We start from the raw sequence: 16,513 nt of genomic DNA on the forward strand, positions 1-16,513 counted from the left end.
CCTCTCGGGCCACCGGTCACGGTGGGGTGTGCGAGCGGAGGATCGGGTCAGCGGGCGGGCGTGGTGGGGCGTTCGGCGAGTCGGGTCAGGAGCTGGGCGCGGTGGGTGGGGTCGGTGGCGATGGTGATCGCTGTCCAGGCCATGGCGAGCCCGCCGTCGAGGACGGCCCGGTCGGCGGCCGCGGTGGTGCCGTACCGGGTGAAGTCGGGGTGGTGCATGATCGTGTCGCCGCAGTCGTAGCCGATCGCGGGGTGGATGGTCGGTACGAGGTGCGAGACGTTGCCCATGTCGGTGGAGCCCCCGCGCAGGTTGGGGTCGGTGGGCGGGACGGTCCGGCCGAGGGCTTGGGCCGCGTCCCGGTAGGCGTCGCTGATGGCGAGGTCCTGGCGCAGGTCGGCGTAGTCGTTGCCGACGGTCTCCAGGGCGAGCTCGGCGCCGGTGGCCAGCGCTCCGGCGTCGAAGCAGGCGCGGACGCGGGCTTGGAGTTCCGCGAGTTCCTCGGCGGTGCGGGCACGGCAGTCGTACTCGGCGCCGGCGTGGGCGGGGATGACGTTGGCGGCGTCACCGGCGGAGGTGACGATGCCGGAGACGACGGCTTCGGGGAGCATCTGCTGGCGGTGGGCGGAGATGGCGACCTGGGCGATCATCATGGCGTCGGCGGCGTTGACGCCGCGGTGGGGCATGGCGGCCGCGTGGGCGGGGACACCGGTGTAGGAGACCTTGAGGCTGCTGATGGCCAAGGAGGTCATGCCGACCGCGTCGGCGGGGGCGGCGTGGACCATCATGGCGGCGGCGACGTCGTCGAACGCACCCGCCCGGATCATGTCGACCTTGCCGCCGCCGGACTCCTCGGCGGGGGTGCCCAGCAGCTTCACGGTGATGCCGAGTTCGTCGGCCAGGGGGGCGAGGGCGAGTGCCGCGGCCATGGAGGCGGCGCCGTTGACGTTGTGCCCGCAGGCATGGCCGATGCCGGGCAGTGCGTCGTACTCGGCGCAGATGGCGATGACGAGGTCGCCGCTGCCGGCGGTGGCGTTGACGGCCGTGGGCAGGCCGTAGGCGCCGAGCTCGGTGGCGAATCCGGCGGCTTCGGCGAGTCCGGCGATGCGGCGGGCCGAGCGGTGTTCCTCGTAGGCGAGTTCGGGGGTGGCGTGCAGGTCGTGGCTGAGGCCGAGGACGGCGTCCTGGCGGGTGGTGAGGAAGGCGCGGGCCCGTTCGCGGGGGGCGGTGGTGGCGGTCACTGGTGCTCCTTGCCGGCCGCGGCGGTGTCGCGGGCGGGGCTGATGCTGTCGTCGCGGGTGCGGTGGAGGAGGGCGAAGCCGGCTCCGAGGAGGGAGACGGCCGCGCACAAGGTCCAGGAGGTGGTGTAGGCGCCGAGGCCGGGCAGGGTGGCGCCGGCGGGGGTGTGGGCGGCCGAGACGGTCAGGACGACGGCGGCGCCGAGGGATCCGCCGACGCTGATCAGCAGTTCGTTGATGCCCGAGCCGACGGAGGTCTGGTCGTGGGGCACGGCTTCGACGGCGAGGGTGCGGGTGGAGTGCTGCAGGAAGCCGATGCCGATGCCCGCGAGCGCGTTGGCCGCGATCAGCGTGGTGGCGGAGTCGTGCGCGGCGGCGGAGAGGGCGTAGCCGACGGCCATGAGGGCCGATCCGCTGATCAGGGTGGCCCGGTCGGTGATGCGGGCGGCGACGGCCGGCGCGAGGAGCGCGCCGAGGGCGATGGCCAGAAGGTAGGGGAGCATGGCCAGGCCGATGCCGAGGGGGTCGAGGCCGAGTCCGTAGCCGGCTTCGGTCTCGGTGGTGCCGTAGAAGACGGGGTTGGCGATCTGCAGGCCGAACATGCAGAAGCTGAAGGTGACGGTGACCAGTGATACGACGACGACGTTGCGTCGGCGGAACATGGTCACGTCGATCATCGGGTGCGGAACGCGCAGCTCGACGGCGATCCAGGCCGCGAGGACGACGGCGCCGCCGATCAGGAGCGTCCACAGGCGCAAGGAGCCCCAGGCCCAGCCGGGGGCGCCACCGAGGCCCAGGCCGAGCATGATCGCGACGAGGGCGGCGCACAGCAGGAGGCCGCCGGCCCAGTCGATCCCCCCGACGTGGTGGGTGGGGGTCTCGGGCAGCAGGGGCCAGCTGACGGCGAAGGCGACGGTGACCGCGAAGGCGGGGACCCACAGGGCGCCGGTCGGGTTGTCGATGCTCGCGGCGACGGCGCCGCTGGCGAACAGGCCCAGCGTCATGCCCGCGACCAGCGCGGCGACCATGACGCTGATGCCTCGGCGGCTCTCGGCGTCACCGGCGCCGGGCCGGTTGCGGAGGATGCCGACGAGGAGCGGGAAGAAGCCGGCGATGGCGCCCTGGAGGATCTGCCCGGTCAGGAGCGTGGCGAAGTCGCGGGCCACCCCGACGAGGAGGGAGCCGATGAGGACCAGGGCGAGGTTCCAGCGCAGGATCCGGCGGTGGCCGTAGAGGTCTCCGAGCCGGGACAGGACGGGCGTGAAGACGGCGCTGGCCAGCAGGTTCGCGATGCTGATCCAGTTCAGGTCGGCGACGGTGATCCCGAGCGCGGTCGTCAGGTTCTTCAGCAGGGGGGAGAGGAAGCCCTGGATGACGCCGCTGGACAGCTCGACGACCACGACCGACGCGATGATCGCGGCTGCGGGTGTGGGCCGACCCGCGCGGGGTGCTGACAGGGCGGGTGGAGGTGCGTCGAGGGCCGTCATACGTATCACTTTCGGGGAGGCCGCGCCTGGCGTGCCGCGCGGCGGGGATGACGGATTCCGCCCCGGCGGTCTCAGGCCTGTCGGGCCCCGGGGGCGGAATCCGCACCACAATGACGCCGTACATCCGCGATCACGGCAAGATCTGCGCCGGATGTCGGTGGATGCCGGCATGGGAGGACGCACGGCGGCGGATTTCTGCATCGGGCCGCCGGAACGAGGTGGGAGCGGGCGCGCCGCCGCGGGCGGCCCGTCGCAGGTCGTACCGTCGTTGCGCGCCCCGCACGGCGTTGATCCCGATCGGCAAGGAGACCTCGATGTCCCGATCAGCCCCGGACGCCGTCCCCGACATGGGTGAGCCGTTGGACGCACTGGACCACGGCGTCCTGCGGGTCCTGCACCGCAGGCCCCGCGCCTCCTACTCCGAGGTGGCCCATGCCCTGGGCGTCCACGAGCGGACGGTCGCCCGTCGTCTGGAGCGGATGACCGGCACCGGCCAGGTCGGCTTCGCCGCCGGACTGATCCCCGAGTACCAGGGGGAAGGAATCACCGCGGAGGTCGCCGTGCGGTGTCTGCCCGGACGGGTCCACGAGGTCGCCGTGGCCCTGTCGGCGCTGGAGCAGGCGAGGTCGGTGGAGACCTCCACCGGTTCCCTGGACGTTTTCGCCGAGCTCCACCTTCCCGACCACGAGGCGCTGCTGCGGCTGGTTGACCGGGTGCTGGGGCGGATCGAGGGGGTGGCCGACATCCACACCTCACTGATGCTGCGGCTGGTTCTGACCGCGAGCGACTGGGCGCCGTACGACGACGAGCCGACGGCCGTGCGACAGTTCGCGGTCGAGGGCCGGGCGCTGCCGGAACCGGTGGAGGTGGACGAGTTGGACCGGCGCCTGGTGGACCTGCTGCACCGGGACGCCCGGCTGTCGACGGCCCATCTGGCGCGGGAGCTGAACGTGGGTGAGACCACGGCCCGGCGGCGGCTGGCGCGTCTGATGGACTCCCACATCCTGCACCTGCGGCTGCACGTGGATCCGGCGTTCCTCGGTTATCCGGTGGAGGCCCGCTTTCGGCTGGGCGTGCCGCACAGCAGGCTTGAGGACGCCATGCGGCTGATCGCGGCGGAGCCGGCGGTGCGCCAGCTGATGGTGACCTCCGGGCAGATGAGCGTGCTGGGCTACTCCAGCCATCGGAACCTGCGGGACTTCCACGACTTCGCGGCGCGGGTGTTCGCCCAGCTCGACGTCGTGACCTCGTCCGACATGGCCCTGCTCATGAAGACCTACAAGCGTGCCGGGTTCCTGACCGACGGGTGAGTGACGCGTCCGCCCGGCGGGTGCCGCAGGGCCGTCCCGTGCGGGCGGTGCGGTGCGCCGCCGGGCCCGGCGCGGGGTGCGTCAGGCCCTCGTCCGCCACGGTTCCGGGGGGGAACGGGGGGAACGGCCGAGCGCCTCCCGTGGTGTGGTCGGGAGGCGCTCGGCCGGACCGGCTTGTCGGAGCCGGTGGTTCTCGGAGGTGCTCGGCAGGAGAGGGATGCGCTCGGACGTGCTCCGAGGACGCGGACTACCGGGTACTGCTGCCCTGCGCGGGGCCGGGGGGCAGGTTGTCCCGGTGGTCGGCGGGGCGGTCGTCGGAGTGGCCCGCTCGGGCACGGAGGGGATGCAGGGGGCCGGGGAAACTGATGCTCTGGTAGTCGGCCGGGTCCGTGTGCGGCCGGGGCGCCGGCGCGTGGGCGGCGGCTTCGTACGTCGGGGTCGGAGGGGCCGGTTCATGGCCGGCCGGGTCGCCGCCCGCGGGTGCGAAGGGGTCGGACGCGGGCGGGAAGGGGTCGGACGCGGGTGCGAAGGGATGGGACGCAGGCGGCAAGGTGTCGGCCGCGTCGGGGAAGCCGGTGAGGTTGGGATCGTAGGCGGGCCAGTCGCCCGCCGCCGGTGTCGGGCGGGCCGGTGGCCGGGGGCGTCCCTCATCGGGAAGGGGCTCGGTCGCGGTGCGGAAGGCGGACCAGCTGCTACCGGGCGGCGCGGCGTGGGCCGGGGGGCCGTCGGGGACGCGGCCCCGGTCGAGGGCGGTGATGTGCTCGGTGGGGATCCGATCCAGGTCGGCTTGGGTGCCGCGGCCGAGGTGGTTGAGGAGGTAGTTGAGCAGGACGGCGACCAGGCAACCGGCTGTGATGCCGGAGCCGAGCACGGTGGCGAGCGGGGACGGCAGGCGGGCGTAGAAGTCGGAGTTGGCGATGGGGAACAGCCCGAAGGCGAGGGTGACCGAGACGATCAGGCTGTTGTGGCCGGTGCTCAGGGAGGCCTTGGCCAGGGTGCGGATCCCAGCGACGGCGACCGAGCCGAAGAAGACCACGCCGGCGCCCCCGAGGACGGGCAGGGGTACCAGGGCGACCAGGGAGCCGAGGACGGGGACCAGTCCCATGAGGGCCAGGATCGCGCCGCACAGGGTGACCACGTAGCGGCTGCGGATGCGGCTGAGCGCCACCAGCCCGACGTTCTGGGCGTAGGAGGTGCTGGTGAACGATCCCAGGACGCCGCCCAGGACGGTGGCCAGGCCCTGGGCCCGCAGGCTTCCGGTGATGGTGCGGTCCTTGGTGGGGCGTCCGGTCACCGCGCCGAGCGCCAGCAGCGAGGCGGTGGATTCCATCATGGAGACGAGCATGACGACGATCGCGGTGGCGATGACCGTGGGCACGAACCGCGGGGTGCCGAAGGCGAACGGCTCGGGGAGTGCGAACAGCGGTGCCTCGCCGAGGGGATCGAGGTTCACCTTGCCGAGCGGTACGGCGATCAGGGTGCCGGCGAGCATGCCGAGGAGGATCGCGATGCGGCCGAGGAAGCGTCCGGAGAGGACCCGGTGGATGAGCAGGGTGATGGCGAGGGTGGCCGCCGCGAGCGCCAGGTTGGACGGTGAGCCGAAGTCGGGGGCGTCGGGTTCGCCGCCGCGGGCCCAGACGCTGGCGACGGGGAGCAGGGAGATTCCGACGAGGGTGATGACGCAGCCGCTGACCACGGGCGGGAAGAACCTGACCAGCCGGCAGAAGGCGGGTGCCAGTACGAGGCAGGTGATGCCCGCGACGAGGGTGGCGCCGAAGATCGCGGGGAGGGCGTCGGCCCGCCCCTCGGTGGCGGCGGTCGCCAGGGCGGGGGAAACGACGGCGAAGGAGACGCCGTTGGTCAGGGGCAGCCGGGCACCGATGCCGAACAGGCCGAGGGTCTGGGCGATGGTGCCCAGACCGGCGACGAGGAGGGCGGCGGCGAGGAGGGCGGAGAGCTGGGCGGCGGTCAGGCCGAGGGCGCTGCCGATGATCAAGGGTGGGGCGGTGAGGCCGGCGTACATGCTGGCGACGTGTTGGAGCGCGGCGGGCACCAGCCGGCGGGCGGGCAGGATCTCGTCGACCGGGTGCGGGGGTGCGTCCGGTGTTCGGGCGGAGGCGCGGGGCGGCAATCTGGGTCCTTGGGACACCGCCCGCCGGACCTTCGCGACCGGGGGCGTGCGGATGGGGGTGTGACGGGGGTCCGGATGGAATGTGGCGGGGGGTGCGGACGGGGGTGTGGCGGCCGGGACGGGGGACGGCCCGTCCCGTCGATGCGGTGGCGGCGGTTCGCGGGGTGGGCGGAACCAGCCACCACCAGCTTTCGCATCACGGAATTCATTTTCCGTTGTGGACGGGACGGGACTCTAGGTAGCCGCCCGGTCGTTCGTCAACTCCCCCAAGCGGTAAGGGCGTAGGGGCCCCAACTTTGGAGGAACTGCCGAAAGCGGCCTGCCGCCACTCCCCCGGACGGGGCCCTCCTCGGGCACGTAACCCCAGGCCACGACGGTTTTTCCCGCCACATAAACAACAGATGCGCCCTCAACGCGCTCACGCACGGGAGCGTTCGCCCCGACACCTGGGGGCCGTCGCGAGCCCGTCCGGTCGCTTGGCGGATTCCCGAACGGTCCCTACGGTGTGCCGCTATGCCTTCCACGGACAATCCATCCACGCTGCCCCCCTTCGATCCCGCGCGTGCCCGCGCCGTCCGGCAGCAGCTCGGACTCACCCTCGGACAGGTCGCCTGGGCGGTCGCCGCCTACCGGGGTGCGCCCCTGCATCCCGAGACTCTCCTGGCGTGGGAGTCGGGCACGGCCGTTCCGGACGAGGCCGAGGTCAAGGGGCTCGCCGCCGCCTTGTGGTGCTCACCCGTCGCCCTGGTGGGCGAGCCGGCGACGCTCGCGCAGTGCCGCACCGTCGCCGGTCTCTCACCGGGCGAGACCGCGGCCCGACTGGGCATGACGCACGCCCGCTGGGAAGAGGCCGAACGGCGCAACCGATGGCAGGGAACCGCGGCGCAGACCGGCGCCCTGCTGCGGGTCCTGCGACCGCCGCCGTCCTGTTTCGTGGCCGTCTGCGGCCGAACGGAACAGCTCAAGGTCCTGCTCCGGGAGGCCGTTGCCAGTTGGTGGCCCAACTACGTCACCTCCGTCACCCGCCTGGTACCGCTCGACCCAACCGCGATCCAAGCGGCCCTGGAGCGCCTTGCCCTCGGCTACCAACGTCTCGATCAGGCCACCGGCACGTCACCGCGCGCGGCGGCCGAGGCCGAGGCGCGGGCGGCCGAGTTCCTGGAACACGTCGATCTGCACCTGTGGCACGCACTGCGCACCCCTGCCGACCCCGCCCGACCCGACCGGGACCACCGCGACTCTTGACACCCGGTGTCCGTTCGTGAACAACTGAGCCAACTCCGCCGGACGGAGCGCCGCTTGCCCGCATGGGTGGACACATGCGATGCGGCCGCCGCAAGGACCCGCAGGAACGCCGCCGGGGACACAATCCCCGCCCCTGCCGCTCCACGGTCCCGCTCCCCCCGCTCTCCGGCACCCGCAGCCCACCGGCCTCCAACGGCCCGAGCCGTGCTGCCCCCGTACCCGCGCCACCCATCAGCCGCCGTGCCGGCCCCACCGGCCCGCACTTCACTCAGCGCTGCGCGCACGCCCCTTCCGCGTCGCAGCCAGGAGGCACGACCCCATGTCGCAAAGACCCCCCGCCATCGGCCCGGACGCGCCCGGAACCGCTCCCGAACCCTGTCCCGACACCACTGCGGCAGCGGCTCCCGGCCGCCACCCCGTGGACCAGATGCTGCCTCCGCTCAAGCTCGTGGGCGCGGGTCTGCAGCACGTCGCCGCGATGTACGCGGGCGTCGTCGCACCGCCCCTCGTCGTCGGCATCGGTGTGGGCCTGTCCACCGCGGAGATCGCGTTCCTGATGAGCGCGAGCCTGTTCACCTCGGGCATCGCGACCCTCCTGCAGACCCTCGGGTTCTGGAAGGTCGGCGCCCGCCTGCCGTTCGTCAACGGCGTCTCCTTCGCCGGCGTCGCCCCCATGCTCGCGATCGCCAAGGCCGAAGCACCCGAGGACGCCCTGCCCGTCATCTACGGGGCGGTCATCGTCGCCGGTGTATTCGGGTTCCTCCTCGCGCCGTTCTTCTGCAAGCTCATCCGGTTCTTCCCGCCCGTCGTCACCGGCACCGTCATCACCCTGATCGGCGTCTCCCTGCTGCCCGTCGCCTTCAACTGGGCCCAGGGCGGAAACCGGGAGGCACCCGACTACGGCAGCCTGAAGTACATAGGACTCGCCGCCGTGACCCTCCTGGTCACCGTGGCGCTGCGCCGCCTGCTGCGCGGTTTCCTCAAGCAGATATCGATCCTCCTCGGCCTCGTCGCCGGAACCCTGATCGCCCTGCCCCTGGGCGCGGCCGACTTCAGCGGCGTCGCCGACGCCGACATCATCGGCTTCCCCACGCCCTTCCACTTCGGCGCGCCCCAGTTCGCGGCGGCCGCGATCATCTCCATGTGCATCGTGATGCTCGTGTCGATGACCGAGTCCACGGCCGACGTGCTCGCCCTCGGTGAGATCGTCGACAAGCCCGCCGACGAGAAGACCCTCGCCGCCGCCCTGCGCGCCGACGGCCTCGGCACCGCCATCAGCCCCCTGTTCAACGGATTCGCCGCGAGCGCCTTCGCCCAGAACGTCGGCCTGGTCGCGATCACCAAGGTCCGCAGCCGGTTCGTCGTGGCCGCCGCGGGCGTCATCCTCATCCTGCTCGGGCTGTGCCCCGTCCTGGCCTCCGTCGTCGCGCTCATACCGCAGCCCGTCCTCGGCGGCGTGGGCATCGTCCTGTTCGGAACGGTCGCGGCCAGCGGTATCCAGACCCTCACCGGCGCGGCCCTCGAACGGGGCGACAACGTCCTGATCGTCGCCATCTCCCTCGGCGCCGGCATCATCCCCATCGCGGCCCCGACCTTCTACCACGCCTTCCCCGAGAGCGCCCGCATCGTCCTCGACTCCGGCATCAGCACCGGTTGCGCCGTCGCCGTCCTGCTCAACCTCGCTTTCAACCACATCGGCCGCAAACCGGCCTCCGCCCCCGAACTCGCCCCCGACACACCTGCCGTCCACCACTGATCGAGCGGCCCCGTGGCCCGGATGCCCCGCACGCATCCGGGCCGCCCCACCATCGGCCCGCGCACCGGGGGTTCAGCGTCGCCCGCAGCGACCCCGCAGTTCGGCGATGACCGCCTTCTCGTGCGCGTTGAGGTCACCGTCGACCGTGGCGACCCGTTCGGCGGCGTGGAGAACGTCACCGAGGTCCCCCGGTTCGGCGTCGACCCGGTGCCACACCTCGTCCGGGTCGATGGTGATGACGTCGGCGAGTTGCTCGTCGTGCACCTGATGGCGTTCCCGGGCGAGCCGCGTCAGCTGCTGGAACAGGAGGCGCTCGGTGTCGGTGACCTCGCCGTCCGCGTTGATGACGAGCCAGGCGACCCACAGCATCAGCCGTGGATGCCGCGTACGTCGGATCAAGGTGTCGGCGAGTTCGACCACCTCCGCCTCGCCGCGGAACACGGACTTGGCGTGGCGTCCCGCGGCCACCGTCGTGTAGCGGTTCACCAGGATGGTGAGGGGGATCCCGACGCCGGGGATGCCGAACTTGATGATGTTGCGTTGCAGGAGGTGCTTGCCGACGAAGGGAAGGCTCTTCGCGGCGGCGAGGACGGGGCCGGAGTAGTACTTCTTGAGGACTTGGCGGACCAGACCGGGTATGAACCTCGTACCGCTGCGGGCGACTTCTCCGGCCTTGATGCCGAATGCCACCCGGACGAGTTTCATCATGTCCTCGGGATCGTCCACGTCCAGCGGAATCCGGTAGATCACCGCGATGTCGTGGGCCAGACGCATCTGCAGCTGGGTGATGTACGTCAGGTCGACCATGAACGTGAGGAGACCGGCCGGAACCGCGGCGGGGCTCGCGCCGCCCAACGAGCCGACGGTCGCGGCGACGGTCCCGGTGTAGAGGGTCGAGGTGATCCCGCCCTGGATCATGGCGTTCTTCGCCGCCAACTTGATCTGCTTCCCGACGATCCCGTCCGCCGGCACACCCTTGTACTTCTCCTGGAAATACTCCCAGTTGGCCTTCTTCGTGTACGAACGCAGGGCCTGGGCACAGAGTTTGGTGAACCAGCCGCCCGACTTTATGTCGTCCGCGCTCAACCCTTTGACGAACTCCTGGAGTTTGGCCCGTTCCTGTTCGACCGCTTCGCGGTCGGCATCGTCGCCGGCGTCGACGGCGTCGTCGGGCAGCACTTCGGTCACGTTGGGGTCCCCTCCCGGATGGTTCAGCGATCTGCCAGGTTGCCAGATGGGAGCGAACACCAGGCAGATGTTCGGGAAGCCGGTCCTCTGCCTGCGGCCGGGCGGTTCCCCTTGAGCGCCCCCGCGACGAGAAGGTGCGGCACTTCGGCAGGAACGAGTACCTGACATGCGTTCCACCGCTCCGGCGCATCCAGCCGGACGGCTGACCCGACCGAGGTCCCAGCGATGGAACGCCCGGGGTGGCCGGCCGCGGCAGCGGTGGTTCGGATCGCGCCCGCGCGTGGCGGCCTGCGGCAGGGTCGTTGCTGCGATGATCGGGGTGGAGATCGTTGCGCCGCCGCGGTGTGTCGTCGAGGTTCCGGGAGTTCCTCCATGCGCGTCGACGTGTGCGTGAGGGTCACCGCCCGTGGAGGGCTCCCGTTGCCCGCCCCGCTTGCCCGCACCCGAAACGTGCGGCCGGGGCGGCCGTGCCGAGGACACGACCGACCTTGCGACATCCGTTCCGCGTCCGCTCCTTCGCCGGGCCGACCGCGAGCCCCAGGGCCGCGCTGTACGCCCTGTGCGTCAGCTTCTTCATGATCTGCCTGGACGCCACCGTCGTGAACGTGGCCGTCCCCGACATCCGCACGTCGCTCGGGGCCTCCCTCAACGACGTGGTGTGGGTCAACAGCGCCTACGCCCTTTGCTACGCCGTTCCGCTCATCCTCGCGGGGCGGCTCGGCGACCGCTACGGCCCCAAGCGGGTCTTCCTCGTCGGCGTGGCCGGGTTCACGGCGGCGTCGCTGGCGTGCGCGCTGGCCCCCGGAGCCGAGGTGCTGATCGCCGCCCGCGCCGTCCAGGGGCTGGCGGCGGCACTGGTCGCGCCCCAGACCATGACGCTGATCGTCCACCTGTTCCCGGCGGACCGCCGCGGCGCGGCCCTGGGGGCATGGGGCGCGGTCGGCGGCGCCGCCATGGCGGCCGGCCCCGTGATCGGCGGCCTCCTCGTCGCCTGGACCGGCTGGCGGGGCATCTTCCTGGTGAACCTGCCGGTCGGGGTCGCCGGGTGGATCGCCGCGTACCGGTTGCTGCCCGACCGTCGGCCGGCCGCGAGGCACCGGATGGATCCGTGGGGCATCGCCCTCAGCGGGTTGGGGCTGACGGCGCTGGTCTTCGGTGTGCAGAGCGGCGAGGCCTACGACTGGGGGACGGTCGCGGGCCCGGTGACGATCCCCGGGATCCTCGTCCTCGGCGTCCTGTGCCTGGTGGCGTTCGTGTGGTGGCAGCACCACAACCCCGACGAGCCGCTCCTGCCGCCCCGGCTGTTCCACCACCGCGACTTCTCGGCCGCCGCCGCAGCGGGCGGCGCCATGGGAGCCGCCATGGGCGGCCTGTTCCTGCCTCTGATGATCTACCTGCAGAGCGACCTCGGGTACAGCCCCCTGGCGGCGGGCGCGGCCACCGTCCCGATGTTCGCCCTCTCGTCGCTGTGCGCCCGTCTCGCCGGCAAGCGGTCCGACACCGCCGGTCCCCGGCTGCTCGCGGCCCTCGGCTTCGCCCTACTGATCGTCGGCACCGGATCCCTGACGCTGCTCCTGGGCCCGGGGATCGGCCTGTGGGTGCTCATGCCTTCCCTCCTGGTGTCCGGGATCGGCATCGGGCTGGTCTCCGCACCGCTCGCCGGCATCGCCACCCGCTCCCTGGAACCGTCCCTGGTCGGCGCCGCGTCCGGGGTCTTCAACACCACGCGCCAACTCGGTGGCGCCCTGGGCAGCGCGGCCACCGGGGTCCTCCTCCAGGCCGGCCTCGGTGACACCCCCACCACCGCCACCCAAGCGGCCCTCGCCTTCCCGGTGCTCATGCTCGTGGTCGGGCTCGCCTGCTGCGCCGCCGTCCGGCCGACTCCCCCGGTCCGCCCGGTGTGAGGGGACGGCAACCATCCGCCCCGCCCGGATCGGCGACCGTGAGGACGCGGGCCCCGGCGAAGCCCCGGCGTCCGTCGAGGCGCTCCCGTCCTCGGTCGGGCGGTCCGCGAGGTCACTCCCCCACCGTTGCGGGCTCTCGGCGGCTCAGTGCGCCGCCGGATCGAGGGAGTCGACGTCCTCCATGAAGCTCAGCATCCGGGCGTTGACCAGGTCGGGGTGATCGATCTGTGGGCCGTGGCCGGTCGCGGCGACGATCTCGGCGCGGGCCCCGGGAATCAGGCGCGGTACGCGCTCAAGTTGCCGCCGGGGGTGCACGAGCAGACTCCGCTTGCCCATGACCAGGTAGAACGGCGTGCGGATGGAGCCGAGTTCCGCGTCCGACAGGGGCAGCGGCGCGGGGCGGCGGATCCTGAAGGCCCGCACACTGGCCTGGATCATCGCGCGCAGTTCGGGGACCACGATCACCGGCTGCTCGAGCCACTTGGCGAGGCGCGGGCGCCACGCCCTGGGGGCGTAGGTGGCGAAGAGGCTGGCGAAGATCCAGACGAAGAAGCGCAGGCCGACCTTCTCCAGACCGCCCGGGTCGAGGGCCGTGACCGAAGCGAGGCGTTCGGGGCGACGGTGGACCTGGTTGATGACCAGCCAGCCGCCGTACGAGGAGCCGACGAGGTGGACCTTGTCCAGGCCGAGCGCGTCGAGGGCCTCGTCCATCCACTGTGCCGCGCGCTCGGGCTGCCACATGGGCTCGCGCTGGACGCTGCGGCCGGGGTCGCCCGGGGTGTCGAGGGCGTAGACGGGGCGCTCGGCGCCGAGGGCGCGGGTGTTGGGGTACCACTGCGCGGAGCAACCGCCCGAACCGTGTATCAGGACCACGGGAGTCCGCGACTCGGCCGCCGGGTCGGTTGGTCCGTACCGGTAGACGTGGGTGGTGCCGAAGCTCGTCTCGACGTCCGTCTCGGAGCGTGCGGGCGCTCCCTTCGCGTAGAGGACGTCGCAGGCCGCGAAGTAGCGGTCGCGCAGTTCGTCGCTCACGTAGTGACCGACGTCGCGTCGCGCTCGGGTGGTGTTCTCAGGCACGGGGCACCTCCGGGAAGATCCGTTCTTCGTGATACGACCGTACCATATTGATGATACGGCGGTACCATCAAAAATTCGGGGCGGTCGGCCTCGAACCCACCACCCACAGGCGGAGGCACGGCACATGCCCAAACGCGTTGACCACGAGGAACGGCGCAGCCTGATCGCCGAGGCCCTCATCCAGGTCGCCGGTCGGCGCGGACTGCACGCCGTCGGCATGCGCGACGTCGCAGCCGAAGCGGGAACATCCCTACGGCTCGTCCAGTACTACTTCCAGACCAAGGAGAAGCTCCTCTTCCACGGCCTCCAGCACCTGACCGACCGCTTCACCGCCCGCGTGGGCGCCCGACTCGCCGCCGCCGGACCGCACCCGGGCCCACGCGCGACCATCGAAGCGCTGCTCCTGGCCTCCCTCCCCACGGACCAGGAGAGCCGGACCTTCCACCTCCTCTACAGCTCCTACTCGATCCTGTCCGTCACCGACGAGGCACTCGCCGCCCAGCCCTTCGTCGACAACCCCGACGCCGCCGAGAACTCCCTGACCGCGCTGCTCCAGCAGGCGCAGCGGGCCGGTACGGCAGCCGGGGCCGTCGACGCGCGCAAGGAGGCGATCACCCTGCTCGCCATCACCGCGACGATGGGCACCAGCATCCTCGTCGGCCAACGGACACCCGAGGCCGCCATCGCGGTGCTCCACCACCACCTCGACCGCATCTTCGACAACGGCCGGACCTCACCGCACGCATGACCCACCGCACGCATGACCCACCGCCCGCATGACCCACCGGCGTCACCCACCGGTCGACCGCCCACGCACGGCGGTGGTCACCTCACGGAGCCACCGCCGCCGCCCCGCTCGACCGGGATCCAGAGTTGGGAGTCGGTCTCCGCGCCGATCTCCACCGGCCGAGTCCGCAGCAGCTCCGGGCCCGGCCTGCTCGCGTACGCGTTGGACGGGAACCACTGGGTGAACACGTCCCGCCACAGGTCCTGGACGGCGCTCGGACAGGGCCCGCGATTGTCGAAGACCGCCCAGGTCCCGGCCGGTACGTCGAGGACGTCGAGGTCCTCCGCCCGCGCCTCGGGACCGGTCACCACCCCGATCCAGTAGTCCACCTCGGCCCCCTCCTCCCTGCTGTCGGTCAGGTGCACCACCGCCGAAAGGACCCCCTCGGGTTCCTGGTGGACCAACTCCTTCATCCGTACGATCGCCGGCTCGTCCAGGCTCGCCAAGTGCGCGTCCGCGGCCGCGTTGGCCCCCTCGTGCACGAGGGGGACCCGGGCCTTCCTGCCGACGAACCTGAACGATTCCCTCTCCACGATCCGGTACCGCATGCTCGTGCCGCCCTCGACGACGACACGGAAGGACATGCGCGGCTGCGCCGTGAGCTCGGCGCCCGTGCGCCGCGCTTCGCCCGGTCCGACGCCGTGCACCGACCGGAACGCCCGGGCGAACGCCTCGCCCGAGCCGTACCCGTACCGCACCGCGACGTCGAGCAGCGTCAGCTCCCCGGCCAGCACCTCGGCCCCCGCGAGCGTCATCCGCCGTCTCCGCACGTAGACAGGGAGCGGCATGCCGGCGAGCGCGGAGAACAGCCGTCGGAAGTGGTACTCCGACACCGCGGCGATCCGGGCGACCTCGGCCATGTCGACCTCCTGGTCGAGGCGCGTCTCCAGGTGGTCCAACGCCTGATTCAGCCGCTCCAGCACGCGCATCCGTCCCTTTTCCTGTCCGTCGGGTCTCCGCCGCGGGAGCACCGACCCGTCCCGCCACCGGGTTCGGCCGCAACGGCCCCGCACCCGAGCCTAGGGCCTGTCGTCGAAGTCCCGTTGTCGCCCGGAGGGGGATTCGACGACAGGCCCCAGGCCGTCTCCCGCCGCGCGAGGCGTCCCGGCGATCGTCTCGCCGTGGTGTCGGGCGGCGCCGCTTTGCCCGACAGAACCGGCGTGGGAATTGTCGGGCGGGGAGGCCCGGCGCCGCCCGAGGCTTACGTCCATGACTGACATCAAGGGAGTGTGCGAGCCCCGGTTCGCCGCGGTCCGTGAGGTGCTCGCGGCATTGCTCGACAAGGACGACGTGGGCGCCTCGGTGGCCGTCCACGTCGACGGCGAACCGGTGGTAGACCTGTGGGGCGGGTACGTCGACGCGGATCGTACCGTCGGATGGGGGCGCGACACCCTCACCTGCGTGAACTCGACGACCAAGAACATGATCGCCCTGTGTGCGTTGATCCTGGCCGACCGGGGCCGACTCGACCTCGCCGCGCCGGTCTCCGCCTATTGGCCCGAGTTCGCCGCCGCCGGCAAGGAGGGCGTGCTGGTCCGGCACGTCCTGTCGCACACCGCGGGACTGCCGGACCTGGCCGGGCTCACCGCGGTCGAGGAGCTCCACGACTGGGAGGACGTGACGGCACGGTTGGCGGCGCAGGCCCCGGAATGGGAACCGGGTACGGCCGCCGGCTATCACGCGCTCACCTTCGGGTTCCTCGTCGGTGAGATCGTCCGCCGCATCACCGGCCGCGGTCTCGCCGAGTTCTTCGCCGACGAGGTGGCCGGGCCGTTGGGCGCGGACTTCCACATCGGGCTCGCCGAGGAGCACGACCACCGCGTCGCACCGCTCATCCCGCCGCCGTCACTGACCGACGACCACGCCGCCGGCCCGCCGACCGGACCGGACGGAGCGCGCCGGGAGTACACCGGTGCCACGATCCGGGTCGCGGACGTCAACTCCGTCGCCTGGCGTCGCGCGCGGATCCCTGCGGTGAACGGCTTCGGCAACGCCCGGTCGGTAGCCGCCGTCCAGTCGGTACTGGCGAACCGGGGAGCGGCCGGCGGTGTGCGGCTGCTGTCCCCCGAGGGCTGTGAGCCCGCGTGGCGGGAGGTGTTCGGCGGCGACGACCGCGTCCTGCGGACGCCGATGTCCTGGACGACGGGCTTCGGCCGGTTCGGCAACACCTTCGGGTGGGGCGGCTGGGGCGGCTCCCTGGTCGCGAGCGACCCGGACGCGCGCATGACGGTGGCCTACGTCATGAACCGGATGATCGACCGGGAGCGGCAGCAGGACGACCGCGGCATGGAGATCGTCATGGCCGCCTACGACGGACTGCGCTGACCGTGCGAGAAGCGGTCCTCGCCGTCCCGGACCCCGCGGGGACGGAGGTCGCACCGCGGTCCCCGCGA

At 72.1% G+C, this 16,513-nt stretch carries 12 protein-coding genes; 6 read left to right on the top strand and 6 right to left on the bottom strand.

Annotation, left to right across the window (positions count from 1 at the left end; translation table 11 throughout):
• Window positions 1-47: 47 nt before the first annotated feature.
• A complete protein-coding gene (locus ACFVS6_RS11190; RefSeq protein ID WP_389702741.1) occupies window positions 48-1,238 on the bottom strand; it encodes a M20 family metallopeptidase in 1,191 nt (396 codons plus the stop codon).
• Window positions 1,235-2,722, bottom strand: a complete 1,488-nt coding sequence (locus ACFVS6_RS11195) for an MFS transporter (RefSeq protein WP_389702743.1) — start codon at window positions 2,720-2,722, stop codon at window positions 1,235-1,237. The genes ACFVS6_RS11190 and ACFVS6_RS11195 overlap by 4 nt, the downstream gene beginning before the upstream one ends.
• 314 nt (window positions 2,723-3,036) lie before the next feature.
• Here ACFVS6_RS11195 and ACFVS6_RS11200 point away from each other — a divergent pair, with 314 nt between their 5' ends.
• A complete protein-coding gene (locus ACFVS6_RS11200; protein ID WP_389702745.1) occupies window positions 3,037-4,032 on the top strand; it encodes an Lrp/AsnC family transcriptional regulator in 996 nt (331 codons plus the stop codon).
• 247 nt (window positions 4,033-4,279) lie between these two features.
• Here the strand turns inward: ACFVS6_RS11200 and ACFVS6_RS11205 are convergent, their stop codons facing one another.
• On the bottom strand, window positions 4,280-6,163 hold the full coding sequence (locus tag ACFVS6_RS11205) for a nucleobase:cation symporter-2 family protein (RefSeq protein ID WP_389702747.1): 1,884 nt from the start codon (window positions 6,161-6,163) through the stop codon (window positions 4,280-4,282).
• A 513-nt stretch (window positions 6,164-6,676) separates the two neighbouring features.
• Here ACFVS6_RS11205 and ACFVS6_RS11210 point away from each other — a divergent pair.
• Window positions 6,677-7,408 (top strand): helix-turn-helix domain-containing protein, encoded by a 732-nt coding sequence (locus ACFVS6_RS11210; RefSeq protein ID WP_389702748.1) that lies wholly within the window; start codon window positions 6,677-6,679, stop codon window positions 7,406-7,408.
• 427 nt (window positions 7,409-7,835) lie between these two features.
• Window positions 7,836-9,164, top strand: coding sequence for a nucleobase:cation symporter-2 family protein (locus ACFVS6_RS11215; RefSeq protein WP_389702940.1), 1,329 nt, complete (start codon window positions 7,836-7,838; stop codon window positions 9,162-9,164).
• 72 nt (window positions 9,165-9,236) lie between these two features.
• Here the strand turns inward: ACFVS6_RS11215 and ACFVS6_RS11220 are convergent, their stop codons facing one another.
• Window positions 9,237-10,352, bottom strand: a complete 1,116-nt coding sequence (locus ACFVS6_RS11220; protein ID WP_389702750.1) for a hypothetical protein — start codon at window positions 10,350-10,352, stop codon at window positions 9,237-9,239.
• Between the two features lie 488 nt (window positions 10,353-10,840).
• On the opposite strand from ACFVS6_RS11220, the gene ACFVS6_RS11225 reads away from it, so the two are divergent.
• Complete coding sequence (locus ACFVS6_RS11225) at window positions 10,841-12,256, top strand: DHA2 family efflux MFS transporter permease subunit (protein WP_389702751.1); 1,416 nt, start codon at window positions 10,841-10,843, stop codon at window positions 12,254-12,256.
• A gap of 144 nt (window positions 12,257-12,400) precedes the next feature.
• Here ACFVS6_RS11225 and ACFVS6_RS11230 read toward each other — a convergent pair whose 3' ends face one another.
• Complete coding sequence (locus ACFVS6_RS11230; protein ID WP_389702753.1) at window positions 12,401-13,333, bottom strand: alpha/beta fold hydrolase; 933 nt, start codon at window positions 13,331-13,333, stop codon at window positions 12,401-12,403.
• A 124-nt stretch (window positions 13,334-13,457) separates the two neighbouring features.
• On the opposite strand from ACFVS6_RS11230, the gene ACFVS6_RS11235 reads away from it, so the two are divergent.
• The gene (locus ACFVS6_RS11235) at window positions 13,458-14,081 is read left to right on the top strand and encodes a TetR/AcrR family transcriptional regulator (protein ID WP_389702754.1); all 624 of its coding nucleotides are present in this window, start codon (window positions 13,458-13,460) and stop codon (window positions 14,079-14,081) included.
• 77 nt (window positions 14,082-14,158) lie between these two features.
• Here ACFVS6_RS11235 and ACFVS6_RS11240 read toward each other — a convergent pair whose 3' ends face one another.
• Complete coding sequence (locus tag ACFVS6_RS11240; RefSeq protein WP_389702941.1) at window positions 14,159-15,043, bottom strand: helix-turn-helix domain-containing protein; 885 nt, start codon at window positions 15,041-15,043, stop codon at window positions 14,159-14,161.
• A gap of 286 nt (window positions 15,044-15,329) precedes the next feature.
• Between ACFVS6_RS11240 and ACFVS6_RS11245 the strand changes: the two genes are divergently transcribed.
• Complete coding sequence (locus tag ACFVS6_RS11245; RefSeq protein WP_389702755.1) at window positions 15,330-16,445, top strand: serine hydrolase domain-containing protein; 1,116 nt, start codon at window positions 15,330-15,332, stop codon at window positions 16,443-16,445.
• Window positions 16,446-16,513: the final 68 nt, after the last annotated feature.

Origin of the sequence: Streptomyces sp. NPDC057939 (genome assembly GCF_042887545.1) — a bacterium.
GTDB lineage: Bacteria > Actinomycetota > Actinomycetes > Streptomycetales > Streptomycetaceae > Streptomyces.